Genomic DNA, 12,538 nt, shown 5'->3' with positions numbered 1-12,538 from the left:
ATCCGCGCCGCGATGCCCCGCTGCGCACGCCGTTGGCTACATGCGTGAAATATCCGGGCTAGACCTTCACGAAAGCCGTGACCAGCGGCTCGTCACCGACCTGGCGGCTGCGATGGCCGTGCACGGCGGCGTCGAAGGTCGCGCCTGCGGGCAGGGTGTCGGCCGAATAGAAGTGCTCGCCCGGGCCGAAGACGCGGCTCGTGCCATCCTGCAGGCCGATCTCCATGCGCCCGCGCAGAACGATGAGCCATTGCGGCGCGTCGGTGCAATGGAAGTCGCTGCGAAAGCCCACCGGGCTTTCGCGCAGGACCAGGCCGCTGGCGGGCAGCAGGGCCGACAGGCGCGCGGCGGGTGAACCGCCGTCCAGCGCCAGCGCTTCTTCGCGAAAGCGGGCGCGGCCGTCGGTGTCGGTGAACAGGATGACGCGGGTGAAGGTGCTCATGCGGGGCTCCGGAATCCGCCGGGTTCTACCAGATGCGGGCGACAGGGCGGGCGACAGGGCGGGCGACAGGGCGGGCGCCGGTTTTCGCGCACACTCGGCGTTTTGCCTGACGACGCATGCGACTCCTGCTCGCCGAAGACGACACCATGCTGGGCCAGGGCCTTGAAAGGGGCCTGGGCATGGCGGGTTTCACCGTGGACTGGGTGCGCGACGGCCTCACCGCGCAAACCGCGCTGCAGGCCGGCGGTCACGAGGTGCTGCTGCTCGACATCGGCCTGCCGCGCCAGGATGGCCTGCAATTGCTGCGCTGGATGCGCGAGCAGCCCCTGGACATCCCCGTGCTGGTGGTGTCGGCGCGCGACGCGGTGAGCGACCGCATCGCCGGCCTGAACCTCGGGGCCGACGACTACCTCACCAAACCCTTCGACCTGGACGAGCTGATCGCGCGCGTGCACGCGCTGGCGCGGCGCCGGCAAGGCCGGCCGCAACCCGAGATGCGCCTGGGCCCGCTGATGCTGAGCCCGCCGCGGCGCGAGGTCACGCTGGGCGAGCAGCGCGTGCCACTGTCGGCGCGCGAATTCGACCTGCTGGCCGCGCTGATGGAGCGCCCCGGCCAGGTGCTCTCGCGTGAACAGCTCGAGCAACGCCTGTACGCCCGGCAGAACGAGGTGCTCAGCAACGCCGTCGAGGTGCACCTGCACCACCTGCGCCGCAAGCTGGGCGCGGCCTGGATCCGCAACGTGCGCGGTGTGGGCTACAAGCTGGTCGAGCCCCCGCCATGAAGTCGATCCGCCAGCGCTTGCTGCTGTGGCAGCTGGGGGCGCTGGTGATCGCCGCCGCACTGGAGGGCTTCATCAGCTACCAACTCGCCTGGGATGGCTTCAACCGCTCGCGCGACAGCGTGCTGCAGTCGATCGCCCATTCGGTGGTCCGCCATGGCCTGCGCCCCGCGGCGGACCGCGCCAGCCCGCCAGCGCCGGCGCCGATCCCACCCGATGGCCCGTCCACCGACCTGGGCCGCTTCACCACGCAGATCTGGACCACCGGCGGGCAACTGACCTACAGCTCCCTGCCCGGGGGCGGGCCGCCGCTGCAGCCCCCTGGCCTGAACCTGGCGAGCTGGAACGGCGAGGACTGGCGCACCTACACCCTGGTCGACCGCGAGCAGGTCGTTCAGGTGGCCGTGACCGCCGCCGACCGGCTGGAGCGCTTCGGCGAGATCCTGCCCGGGCTGCTGGCGCCACTGGGCGTTCTGGTGCTGGTCATCTGGCTGCTGATGCGCGCGGCGGTGAGGAACGCGCTGGCGCCCTTGAACGCCTGGGGCCGCGACCTGCGCCGCCGTGAAGGCGACGACCTGCGCGCGGTGGGTACCCGGGCGCTGCCAGAGGAACTGGTGCCGCTGGGCGAGGCCCTCAACCAGTTGCTGGCGCGCGTGGAGGCCCTGCTGGGCAGCCAGCGCACGCTGCTGGCCGACGTGGCGCACGAACTCAACACGCCCCTGGCCGCGGTGAAGCTGCAGGCCCAGATCGCTCGGCGCAGCGGCGATGCCACGCGCCAGGCGGCCCTCGACGAGCTGGACCAGGGCATCGGGCGCGCCACGCACCTGGTGGCCCAGTTGCTGCAGATGGCGCGGCTGGAGCCCGGCGTGCGTGAACGCCGCCACGCCCCCATCCGCCTGGACACGCTGGCGGCCGAGGTGGTGGCCGCCTTCTCGGCACGCGCCGATGCGCGCGGCATCGACCTGGGCCTGGCGCCCAGCGAGGCGGCCTGGGTGCCCGGCGACGAAGAAGACCTGCGCGTGATGCTGAACAACCTGGTGGACAACGCCCTGCGCCACGTACCCGCGGGTGGCCGCGTGGACGTGCAGGTCAGGACCGAGGGCGGGCGCGTCCGGCTGGGCGTGAATGACACGGGCCCCGGCATTCCGGAAGCCGACCGGGAGCGGGTCCTGCGCCGCTTCGTGCGCCTGAACCCGTCCCGCGACGACGTCCATGGCAGCGGACTGGGCCTGTCCATCGTCGCGCGGGTGGTGGCGCAGCATGGCGCCACACTGGCGCTCGACGAGCGCGAAGGCGGCGGGCTCAGTGTGCGCATCGACCTGCCGGCCACGGCCCCATCGCGCTAAACTGTTTCGGTTTTCGCAACAGTCGAGGCCCGTCAAGGCCCTGCTTCCCTACCATGGACCGTCTGCATTCCATGCGCGCCTTTCAGAAGGTGGTGGACGAAGGCGGCTTCGCCGCCGCGGCCCGCGCGCTCGATCTCTCCCCGGCCGTGGTGACGCGCCTCGTGGCCGATCTGGAAGAGCACCTGGGCACCCGCCTGCTGCACCGGACCACGCGCCGGGTTTCGCTCACCGACGCGGGCGAGGTCTACCTGGACCGCGTGCGCCAGATCCTGCTCGACCTGGAAGAAGCCAGTGCGCTGGTGAGCTCGCAGACGCAGGAGCTCGCGGGCGTGTTGCGCCTGCTGGCGCCGCCGGTGCTGGCCACGCACGTGCTGGCGCCGCTGGTGGCGGACTTCCGCAAGGCCTATCCCAAGATCCGGCTCGACATCGACGTCGAATCCCACCGCGAACCGCCGGTGGAGGACTACGACATCACCCTCATCGGCGCCGACGCCACCTTCGACTCCAACGTCATCGCCCGCAAGGTCATCAGCACCGAAGGCATCCTGCTGGCATCGCCGGACTACATTGCGCGCCGCGGCCAGCCCGCGCGCCCCGAAGACCTCTCGCAGCACGACGTGCTGCGCCTCAAGCCGAGCACGGGACGCACCAGCAAGTGGCGCCTGCTCAACGCCAACGAGAACGACCGCGCGGTGGAGGTGGAGGTGCAGCCCGTGCTCTGGGCCAACCACAACGACACCCTGATGCACGCCGCGCTCGACGGCGCGGGCATCACCGCCACCTCGGTGGAACTGGCCGCGCCGCTGCTGGCCGACGGCGACCTGGTGCGCGTGCTCAGCCCCTGGATCACCAACCGACTGACCATGTACGCCGCCCTGCCCAGCCGCAAGTTCATGCCGCGGCGCACGCAGGTCTTCCTCGACCACCTCAGCGAGCAGACGCGCGCGCGCGTCGACCAGGCCCTGGCCACCTGCATGGCCTGCGGATGACGGAGATCCACCCCATGACCGACCCGAACGCCATCCACTTCGGCCACCACGACCGCGTCGTCATCGTCACCGGCGGCGCGCAAGGCATCGGCGCGGCCTGCGCGCGGCGCTTCGCGCGCGAAGGGGCGCGCGTGGTCATCGCCGATGTGGCGCGCGACGCCGGCGAGGCCCTGGCACGCGAACTCGGTGGCCAATTCATCGCGTGCGACGTGGGCGACAAGGCCCAGGTGGACGCGCTGGTGGCCGCGGTGCTCGAGGAAGCTGGCCGCATCGACGTGCTGGTGAACAACGCGGGCATCTTCAAGGCGGCCGATTTCCTCGACATCAGCGAGGCCGACTTCGACGCCGTGCTGCGCGTCAACCTCAAGGGCGCCTTCCTGATGGCGCAGGCCGTGGCGCGCGCCATGGTGCAGGGCGGCGTGCGCGGCGCCATCGTGCACATGAGCTCCGTCAACGGGGTCATGGCCATTCCCAGCATCGCCAGCTACAACGTCAGCAAGGGCGGCATCAACCAGCTCACGCGCGTGATGGCGCTGGCCCTGGCCGACCACGGCATCCGCGTGAACGCGGTGGCACCGGGCACCATCGCCACCGAACTCGCGGCGCAGGCCGTGCTCACCAGCGAAGACGCGCGCCGCAAGATCCTCAGCCGCACGCCGATGAAGCGCCTGGGCGAACCCGAGGAAGTGGCCGACGTGGTGGCCTGGCTCGCCAGCGACGCCGCCAGCTACGTCACGGGCGAGATCGTCACCGTGGACGGCGGGCGCATGGCGCTGAACTACACCGTGCCGGTGTGAGGCTTCAGGCCGGCACCGCCCGGGGCGCGGTCCGCGCCTCGCGGATCGGCAGGTGGATGAGCGCGGCGCCGATGGCCAGCACGATGTCGACGTACCAGCCCCAGTCGTAGCTGCCCGTGGCGTCGAACACGCGCCCGCCCAGCCAGGCGCCCAGGAAGCCGCCGACCTGGTGCGCGAACATCACCGCGCCGAACAGCATGGCCATGTTGCCCATGCCGAAGAACTTGGCCACCAGCCCCACCGTGGGCGGCACGGTGGAGAGGAAGGTCAGGCCCATCACGGCCGCGAAGACCAGCAGCACGGCCTCCGTCTTGGGCGCCAGCAGGAACACCAGCACCGCCACGGCGCGCGTGGCGTACACCAGCGCCAGCAGCGACTTCATGCGCCAGCGGCCCACCGCCCAGCCCATGGCCAGGCTGCCCACGATGTTGAACAGGCCGATGATGCCCAGCGCCCAGGCACCCACCGGCGCCGGCAGCCCGCAGGCCGCCACCACGCCCGGCAGGTGCGTGGCCAGGAAGGCCACGTGGAAGCCGCAAACGAAGAACCCCGCCGAGAGCATGAGGTAGTCGCGGTGCTGCAAGGCGCGCTGGAGCGCCTCGCGCGCGGGCAGCGCGACGGGCGCCGCCGCCTTGGCAGCGCCACTGGGCCCACCGCGCAGCACCCAGGCCGCCGGCAGCGCCAGCAGCGTGATGAAGGCCAGCGCCTGCAGCGCGCCGATCCAGCCCAGGCTGGCCGTGAGCCCGGCCGCGATGGGTGCCATGACGAACTGCCCGAAGGAGCCGCCCGCGTTGACGATGCCCGTGGCCATGCCGCGCCGCTCGGGCGCGATGTGCCGGCTGGCCGCGGCCATCAGCACCGAAGGCCCCGCCATGCCCGCCCCGCCCGCGGCCAGGATGCCCAGCGCGAAGATCAGGCCGAGCGTGGTCGTCATGAACGGCGTGAGAAAGGTGCCCGCCGCCACCAGCAGCACGCCGATCACCAGCACGCGGCCCGCGCCCACGCGGTCGGCGAAGGCGCCCGCGAAGGGCTGGGTGAGGCCCCACCAGAGTTGCCCGAAGGCGAAGGCCAGGCTGATGCTGCCCACGCCCAGGCCGGTGGCGGTGTTCAGGGGCGAGAGGAAGAAGCCCATGGTCTGGCGCGTGCCCATGGTGAGCGCGAAGGCGCCGGCCGCGGCGAGCAGCACCAGCCACCACAGGCGGGCGCGAGGTTCAGGGTTCTTCATGGGATGCCTCCGCGCCGTCCAGCAGCGCCAGGGATTCGTCGATGAGCGCGTGCAGCGCAATCACGCGCTCCGCGCCCAGGCGCTGGTTGACGGCTTCCTGCGCGGCGCGCCAGCGGCGTTGCGCTTCGGCGCGCTTGGCCTGGCCGTCGGGCGTGGCCTGGATCAGCCAGCTGCGCGCATCCGGCCCTTCGGCCTGCTCCACCCAGCCCGCATCGATGAGCGGGCGCAGGTTGCGCGAGAGCGTGGACGCGCTCATGTGCATCTGCTGCGCCAGTTCCACCGCGCGGATCGGCCCGAGCTTGGTGATGTACGACAGCAGCGAGTACTGCGTGATCTTCAGCCCCGCCTTGCCCACTTCGGCGTCGTAGAACGCGCCCACGGCGCGAACCAGTTGGCGCAGCTTGAGGTTGGTGCAGCCCTGCGGCTTGACGGGCGCGGATGACGCGGTGGCGACAGTCGACATGGTGACGATTGTATCTACAATTCATGCATATGCAACTTTCATGGAGCGATCGATGAGCGACACCCTGCAACGCTGGCTGGACGAGGAAAAGGCCGTGCTCGACGCCATGGCCAAGGGGCCCGGCGCGGGCGTGTCCACGCCAGATCAGATCGCCGGAAAGAGCGGCCTGGAGCTGATGCAGGCCATGCTGCGCGGTGAGCTGCCCTACCCGCCCATCGCACCCACCCTGGACTTCACCCTGGTGGCCGTGGGCGACGGCACCGCCACCTTCCAGGGCACGCCGCTGGCGCGCCACTTCAACCCCATGGGCACGGTGCACGGCGGCTGGTTCGCCACCCTGCTCGACTCGGCCCTGGGCTGCGCCGTGCACACGAGGATGCCGCCCGGGCGCGCCTACACCACGGCCGAGCTGGGCGTGAACCTGGTGCGCGCGCTCACGCCCAAGGTGCAGCGCGTGCGCGCCATTGGCCAGGTGATCCACGCCGGCCGCCAGCTCGCCACCGCCGAGGCGCGCCTGGTGGGCCCGGACGGCACGCTGTACGCCCATGCCACGACGACCTGCCTGGTCTTCGAAGCTCGGTAAGAATCACGCCCATGCGACTCCTCCACACCATGCTGCGCGTGGGCAACCTCCAGCGCTCCATCGACTTCTACACGAACGTGCTCGGCATGAAGCTGCTGCGCACCTCCGAGAACCCCGAGTACAAGTACTCGCTCGCCTTCCTGGGCTTCGAGAGCAACCCGGCGCAGGCCGAGATCGAGCTCACCTACAACTGGGGCGTGGAACAGTACGAGATGGGCACGGCCTATGGCCACATCGCCCTGGGCGTGCCCGACGCCTACGCGGCCTGCGAGAAGATCAAGGCGGCCGGCGGCCAGGTGACGCGCGAGGCCGGTCCGGTCAAGGGCGGCACCACGGTCATCGCCTTCGTGACGGACCCGGACGGCTACAAGATCGAGCTGATCCAGCGCGCGGACGACCACGCGGCGGGACAAGGCCTGCGCTGAGCCCCATCCCAATGAAGAAGGCCCGGTTCGACCGGGCCTTCTTCCTGGTGAACGCGATGCCGCGCTCAGCGAATGATCACCACCTCGACCCGGCGCGCCTCGGCGTCGGCGCCGCTGCCGGTGGTCACGGCGGGCTTGCTCAGTTCCAGGTTGGACTCGGCCACGCCCGCGCCGGTGAGCGCGTCGCGCACGGCCAGAGCGCGCTGCTTGGCCAGTTCGGCATTGAAGGCCGGGTCGCCGGTGGCGTCGTGAAAGCCCGAGATCACCAGTCGCGATCCACCCTTGGCGGCTTCGATGGCCTCGGCCAGGGCCACCAGGGCACCCGAGGCGAGGTCGGCCTTGCCGGTGGCGAAGTAGAACTTCACGACGCCGTTGTCGACCACCACGCTGGCGTCGGTGGCGGAGATCGCCACCGCGCCGGGGGCCGTGGCCGCCGCAGCCGCGGCGGGAGCGCCCGAAGCGCTGGGTGCGCCAGCCTTGTCGCCGCGCGCCTTGAACACGCCCAGGCCCAGCACGCCCGCGACGATCAGCGCGATGAGGGAAATCAGGACGACCGCGACGACGCGTTGTTCGGGTTCGTTATCCTGTGTGGCCATGCGAGAAGCTCCTGTGGTGTACGTGAATCGGCGAATCCGGCATTGTAGGCAGGGCGAATGAAAGCGCCGCGCACCTGGATCCCCGAACAGCGAGACGGTGCGGCCATGATGGCCGACACCCTGGCCGACTGGCGGGCGCAGGGCGAGCGGGCGGACCTGTGGGTGTTCGGCTACGCCTCGCTGGTGTGGCGCCCCGAGTTCGACGCCGCCGAAAGCCGCCCCGGCCGCGTGCACGGCCACCACCGCAGCCTGCAAATGTGGAGCCGCGTGAACCGCGGCACGCCGGAGTGCCCGGGCCTGGTGTTCGCCCTGGTCTCGGGCGGCAGTTGCGACGGCCTGGCCCTGCGCGTGCCGCACGAACAGGTGGAAGAGCTGATGCCGCGCCTGTGGGCGCGCGAGATGCCCAACCCGGTCTACGACCCCAAGTGGCTGCGCGTGAACACGCCCGAAGGCCCGGTGCGCGCGCTGGCCTTCACGCTGTCGCGCCGCAGCCCCAGCTACACCGGCGTGCTCACGCCCGATCGCTACCGCGACATCTTCTCGCGCTCCTGCGGCCGCTACGGCACCACGCTGGACTACGCGCGCCGCACCTTCGAGGGCCTCAAGGCCCACGGCATCCACGACCACGCGCTGGAAAAGCTGCTGCACCTGGCCGATTGAGCCGTGGCCGCCCTACACTGCCCCGCATGAGCACGAACATCGCCGACCTGCGCAAGAGCTACGAAAAGGCCGAACTGAGCGAGGATGCCTCGCACGCCGATCCGCTGCAGCAGTTCGACCGGTGGCTGAAGGAAGCCATCGCCGCCGAGGTGCCCGAGCCCAACGCCATGACGCTGGCCACGGTGGGCTCGGACCTGCGCCCCAGCACGCGCATCGTGCTCCTCAAGGGCTACGACGCGCGCGGCATCGTCTGGTACACGAACTACCACAGCCGCAAGGGCCGCGAACTCGCGGGCAACCCCTTCGCGGCGTTGCAGTTCCACTGGGTGGAGCTCGAACGCGTGGTGCGCATCGAGGGCCGGGTGGAATTCACCAGCGCCGAAGAGAGCGATGCCTACTTCAACAGCCGCCCGCTGGACAGCCGCATCGGCGCCTGGGCCAGCCCGCAGAGCGAGGTGATCGAGGGCCGCTCGGTGCTGGTGGCCAACGCCGCGAAGTATGGCGCGCAGTTCCTGCTGAAGCCTCCTCGCCCGCCGCATTGGGGCGGCTACCGGCTGGTGCCGGACAACTGGCAGTTCTGGCAGGGGCGCAAGAGCCGGCTGCACGACCGGCTGCGCTACCGCCTGGAGGGCGGCGCCTGGGTGCGGGAACGCCTGGCGCCCTGAGGCCCGCACGCGAACCTCGCGGGGCCTGCGCGCGCCCTCACAGCTTCTGCGTCAGCGAACGCACTTCGTCGCCGGTCAGCCAGCGCCAACGGCCCTCGGGCAGATCCGTCAGCACCAGCTCGCCAAACGCCGAGCGGTGCAGTGACTCCACCCGGTTGCCCACCGCAGCCACCATGCGTTTGACCTGGTGGTACTTGCCTTCGGTGAGGGTCAAGCGAAGGTGGCGCTCGCCCACCGCCTCGCAGGCCTGCGCGCGCACCGGCTTCGGGTCGTCGTCGAGCACCACGCCATCGAGCAGGCGGGCCAGTTGACCATCGTCCAGCGGGTGCTTCACCTGCGCCTCGTAGACCTTGGGCACGTGGTGACGCGGCGAGGTCATGCGGTGGATGAACTTGCCGTCGTCCGAGAGCAGCAGCAGTCCGGTGGTGTCCTGATCGAGCCGACCCACCGCCTGCACGCCAGCCGCCGCCCCACCGCCGCGCACGCGCAGGGGTCCGGGCAGCAGGGTGTAGACGCTGGGGTGCGCGCCGGGCTTGTGCGAACACTCGAAGCCCGCGGGCTTGTGCAGCATCAGATACGCCTGGGCGTGGTAGTGCCAGGTTTCGCCCATCACGCGAAACACCAGGCCTTCCTCATCGAAGGCGGCGAAGGGGTCGGTGCAGGGCTCCCCCGCGTCGCCCACCCCGACGTGGCCTTGCTGGATCAGGCCGCTGCAGATGCGGCGCGTGCCGAAGCCCTGCGAAAACAGGATGTCCTGCAACGCCTTCATGGTCAGCGGGTGGCGCTCAAGCGCTCGATGGGCTGGCCCGCCACGGCCGCCTGCCAGCCAGCGGGCAGGCGCTCGGGCGCGACCTCGGCCAGCGGCACCAGCACGAAGGCGCGCTCGCGCCAGCGTGGGTGTGGCACGGTGAGCGTGGGCGAATGGATGCGGCCCTCGCCGTAGAACAGCAGGTCCAGGTCGAGCGTGCGGGGGGCGTTGGGGTACGGCCGTGCGCGGCCCGCATCGGCCTCGATGGCCTGCAAGGCGCTCAGCAGATCGGGCGCACTGCGCGTGGTGGCGATTTCCGCCACGGCGTTGATGAAATCGGGGCCCTGGGCCTCGTGCGGCGCGCTGCGGTACAGCGAGGACGCGCGCAGCAGGCGCAGGCCGGGTGTGTGGTCCAGGGCGTTCAGCGCGGCGCGCACGGCCACCACGGGATCGCCCAGGTTGGCGCCGAGCGCGACCCAGGCGCTGACTTCAGGCCGCGCCATCGCCAATGGCGGGCGGGCTGCCTTCTCCGCCCTCGCCGCGCGCGGCACCGGCGGGCTTGCGGCGGCGGCGACGGCGCTTCTTGGCAGGCACGGCCCCGGGCTCGCCGGCCGATTCCTCGTCCGTCGCCCCGGCGCCCGTCTCGACGTCCGCGTCGCCACCGTCGTCGACCGGACGCAAGCGCGGGTCGTCGGACACGCCGGACTCGGGGTGGTCGGCATCGCCGCGCTTCACGCGCCGCGCCTTGGGCGCACCCTTGCCGCTGTTGCGCTGCGCGTCCACCATGTCGCGGCGCATGTCCTCGCTGGCGGTGCTGAAGGTTTCCCACCAGTGGGCCAGTTCCTCGTCCACCTCGCCCACCTGCGCGCGCAGGCGCAGGAAGTCGAAGCCGGCACGGAAACGCGGCTGCTCCACCAGCGTGAACACGCCGCTGCCGGTGCGCTTGTCGAAGCGCGGCTGCATGAGCCAGATCTCGCGCATGTCGGCGCCCAGCTTGCCGCGGCCCGACACGTCGCCGATGCGCGAGTCGAAGGCCTCGTCGATGGCGTCCTGCAGGGCGGCGAAGGCCGGCACGGGCTTGCGGTCCGGGCGGGACTCGAGGCGGCGCTCCCATCCTCGGCGCACGTCGGCCCACAGCACGCAGGCCAGCAGGAAGCTCGGCGCCACGGGCTTGTTCTCGCCGACGCGGCGGTCGGTGTCCTGCAGGGCGAGTTGCACGAAGGGGTCGTCGGCGCGCTGCACGACGACGTCGAGCAGCGGATAGATACCCGTGTTGAGGCCCAGGGCCTTGAGCTGCGCCAGGCTCGCCAGCGAGTGGCCGGTCTGCAGCAGTTTCAGCATCTCGTCGAACAGGCGGCTCTGCGGGATGTCCTGCAGCAGCGCCTTGGAGGCGATCAGCGGCTCGCGCGTTTTCGCGTCGAGCTTGAAGCCCAGCGGCGAGAGCTTGGCCGCGAAGCGCACGGCGCGGATGATGCGCACCGGGTCCTCGCGGTAGCGCGTGGCGGCGTCGCCGATCATGCGCAGGGTTTTCTTCTGAGCGTCGCGGATGCCGTGGTGGAAGTCGACCACGGTCTGCGTCTCCGGGTCGTAGTACATGGCGTTGACCGAGAAGTCGCGGCGCGCCGCGTCCTGTTCGATCGGGCCCCAGACGTTGTCGCGCAGCACGCGCCCGCTGGCGTCCACCGCGTGCTTCATGCCCGAGAGTTCGCCCTTGCTGGTGCGCTCGTTGCCGGCCACCTGCTCGGCATCAGCGCTGTCGAGGTAGGCGCGGAAGGTGGAGACCTCGATCACCTCGTGCTCGCGCCCGCGGCCGTAGACCACGTGCACGATGCGAAAGCGCCGGCCGATGATGAAGGCGCGCCGGAACAGACCCTTGACCTGCTCGGGCGTGGCGCTGGTGGCGACGTCGAAGTCCTTGGGCCGCAGGCCCAGCAGCAGGTCGCGCACGCCGCCGCCGACGATGTAGGCCTCGAAGCCGGCCTGCTTGAGCGTGTGCACCACGTCCAGCGCGCGCTGGTCCACCAGCTTGGGGTTGATGTTGTGCACGCTGGCCGGCACGTCTTCGCGCTTGCCGAAACGCGAGCCCGCGCGGGCGCCGCCGGTCTTGCCCAGCAGCTTGTCGATGAATTTCTTGATCATTCGAAGAGGTTCAGGATGCGCCAGCCGCGCTGCTTGGCGAGGGTGGCGAGGCGCTCGTCGGGGTTGGTGGCCACCGGTTCGTCCACCTTCTCGAGCAGCGGCAGGTCGTTCATCGAGTCGCTGTAGAAGGTGCTGTGCGCCAGATCGGACCAGCGCAGGCCGCGATCGGCGAGCCATTGTTCCACACGGGCGACCTTGCCCTCGCGGAACGAGGGAACGCCCGCGATGGCGCCGGTGAGTTCGCCGGACGGATCGGTTTCCAGATCGATGGCGATGAGGTGGTCAACGCCGAAGGCCTGGGCGATGGGCCGCGTGACGAAGGCGTTGGTGGCGGTGACGATGAGCACGGTGTCGCCGGCCGCCTGGTGCTGGCGCACCAGGGCGCGCGCGGCTTCCGTCATGGCCGGACGGATCACCTCGGCCATGAAGCGCTCGTGGGCGCGCCGCCCATCGGCCAGGCCGCGCTCGCGCACCGCGCCGGTGGCGAAGCGCACGTAGTCGTGGATGTCCAGCGTGCCGGCCTTGTAGTCGGCGTAGTAGCCGTCGTTGGCGCGGCGGAAGGCGTCGGCGTCGCGCCAGCCCAGGCGCACGGTGAACTCGCCCCAGGCGTGGTCGGAGTCCAGGGGGATGAGGGTGTGGTCGAGATCGAAAAGGGCGAGTCGCATATCGGGGAGCCGGCCG

Annotated in this window: 16 protein-coding genes; 8 read left to right on the top strand and 8 right to left on the bottom strand. The window is 70.9% G+C overall.

The window, feature by feature from the left end:
* Positions 1-58: 58 nt before the first annotated feature.
* On the bottom strand, positions 59-442 hold the full coding sequence (locus tag GTO19_RS14135; protein WP_291021653.1) for a hypothetical protein: 384 nt from the start codon (positions 440-442) through the stop codon (positions 59-61).
* Between the two features lie 116 nt (positions 443-558).
* On the opposite strand from GTO19_RS14135, the gene GTO19_RS14130 reads away from it, so the two are divergent.
* The 4 genes from GTO19_RS14130 to GTO19_RS14115 are packed head-to-tail and all read left to right on the top strand — an operon-like array spanning position 559 to position 4,353.
* Positions 559-1,224, top strand: coding sequence for a response regulator transcription factor (locus GTO19_RS14130; RefSeq protein WP_291021652.1), 666 nt, complete (start codon positions 559-561; stop codon positions 1,222-1,224).
* On the top strand, positions 1,221-2,567 hold the full coding sequence (locus tag GTO19_RS14125; RefSeq protein ID WP_291021651.1) for an ATP-binding protein: 1,347 nt from the start codon (positions 1,221-1,223) through the stop codon (positions 2,565-2,567). Before GTO19_RS14130 ends, GTO19_RS14125 begins: the two co-directional genes overlap by 4 nt.
* Positions 2,568-2,620: 53 nt before the next feature.
* Positions 2,621-3,556, top strand: a complete 936-nt coding sequence (locus GTO19_RS14120) for a LysR family transcriptional regulator (RefSeq protein ID WP_291021650.1) — start codon at positions 2,621-2,623, stop codon at positions 3,554-3,556.
* Between the two features lie 14 nt (positions 3,557-3,570).
* A complete protein-coding gene (locus GTO19_RS14115) occupies positions 3,571-4,353 on the top strand; it encodes an SDR family NAD(P)-dependent oxidoreductase (protein WP_291021649.1) in 783 nt (260 codons plus the stop codon).
* A gap of 4 nt (positions 4,354-4,357) precedes the next feature.
* Here the strand turns inward: GTO19_RS14115 and GTO19_RS14110 are convergent, their stop codons facing one another.
* Positions 4,358-5,578 carry an MFS transporter gene (locus GTO19_RS14110; RefSeq protein WP_291021648.1) on the bottom strand — a complete coding sequence of 407 codons (1,221 nt, stop codon included), beginning with the start codon at positions 5,576-5,578 and terminating at the stop codon, positions 4,358-4,360.
* Complete coding sequence (locus GTO19_RS14105; RefSeq protein ID WP_291021647.1) at positions 5,565-6,041, bottom strand: MarR family winged helix-turn-helix transcriptional regulator; 477 nt, start codon at positions 6,039-6,041, stop codon at positions 5,565-5,567. Before GTO19_RS14105 ends, GTO19_RS14110 begins: the two co-directional genes overlap by 14 nt.
* 52 nt (positions 6,042-6,093) lie before the next feature.
* On the opposite strand from GTO19_RS14105, the gene GTO19_RS14100 reads away from it, so the two are divergent.
* Positions 6,094-6,624 (top strand): PaaI family thioesterase, encoded by a 531-nt coding sequence (locus GTO19_RS14100; RefSeq protein WP_291021646.1) that lies wholly within the window; start codon positions 6,094-6,096, stop codon positions 6,622-6,624.
* Positions 6,625-6,635: 11 nt separating this feature from the next.
* The gene (gene gloA / locus GTO19_RS14095; protein ID WP_035623004.1) at positions 6,636-7,049 is read left to right on the top strand and encodes a lactoylglutathione lyase; all 414 of its coding nucleotides are present in this window, start codon (positions 6,636-6,638) and stop codon (positions 7,047-7,049) included.
* Between the two features lie 65 nt (positions 7,050-7,114).
* On the opposite strand, the gene GTO19_RS14090 is transcribed toward gloA, so the two are convergent.
* The gene (locus GTO19_RS14090) at positions 7,115-7,645 is read right to left on the bottom strand and encodes an OmpA family protein (protein ID WP_291021645.1); all 531 of its coding nucleotides are present in this window, start codon (positions 7,643-7,645) and stop codon (positions 7,115-7,117) included.
* Between the two features lie 57 nt (positions 7,646-7,702).
* Here GTO19_RS14090 and GTO19_RS14085 point away from each other — a divergent pair, with 57 nt between their 5' ends.
* Positions 7,703-8,305, top strand: coding sequence for a gamma-glutamylcyclotransferase (locus tag GTO19_RS14085; protein WP_291021644.1), 603 nt, complete (start codon positions 7,703-7,705; stop codon positions 8,303-8,305).
* Positions 8,306-8,331: 26 nt separating this feature from the next.
* Positions 8,332-8,970 carry a pyridoxamine 5'-phosphate oxidase gene (gene pdxH, locus GTO19_RS14080; RefSeq protein ID WP_291021643.1) on the top strand — a complete coding sequence of 213 codons (639 nt, stop codon included), beginning with the start codon at positions 8,332-8,334 and terminating at the stop codon, positions 8,968-8,970.
* A 37-nt stretch (positions 8,971-9,007) separates the two neighbouring features.
* On the opposite strand, the gene GTO19_RS14075 is transcribed toward pdxH, so the two are convergent.
* The 4 genes from GTO19_RS14075 to GTO19_RS14060 are packed head-to-tail and all read right to left on the bottom strand — an operon-like array spanning position 9,008 to position 12,522.
* Positions 9,008-9,739, bottom strand: coding sequence for a pseudouridine synthase (locus tag GTO19_RS14075; protein ID WP_291021642.1), 732 nt, complete (start codon positions 9,737-9,739; stop codon positions 9,008-9,010).
* A gap of 2 nt (positions 9,740-9,741) precedes the next feature.
* A complete protein-coding gene (gene folK, locus GTO19_RS14070) occupies positions 9,742-10,221 on the bottom strand; it encodes a 2-amino-4-hydroxy-6-hydroxymethyldihydropteridine diphosphokinase (RefSeq protein WP_291021641.1) in 480 nt (159 codons plus the stop codon).
* A complete protein-coding gene (gene pcnB / locus GTO19_RS14065; protein WP_291021640.1) occupies positions 10,208-11,857 on the bottom strand; it encodes a polynucleotide adenylyltransferase PcnB in 1,650 nt (549 codons plus the stop codon). The genes folK and pcnB overlap by 14 nt, the downstream gene beginning before the upstream one ends.
* Positions 11,854-12,522, bottom strand: coding sequence for an HAD family phosphatase (locus GTO19_RS14060; RefSeq protein ID WP_291021639.1), 669 nt, complete (start codon positions 12,520-12,522; stop codon positions 11,854-11,856). Before GTO19_RS14060 ends, pcnB begins: the two co-directional genes overlap by 4 nt.
* Positions 12,523-12,538: the final 16 nt, after the last annotated feature.

It is taken from the genome of Hydrogenophaga sp., from assembly GCF_011772445.1.
Taxonomy (GTDB): domain Bacteria; phylum Pseudomonadota; class Gammaproteobacteria; order Burkholderiales; family Burkholderiaceae_C; genus Hydrogenophaga.
The sequence above is the reverse complement of the archived record's forward strand: the minus strand, read 5'-3'. Positions and strand labels throughout refer to the sequence as shown.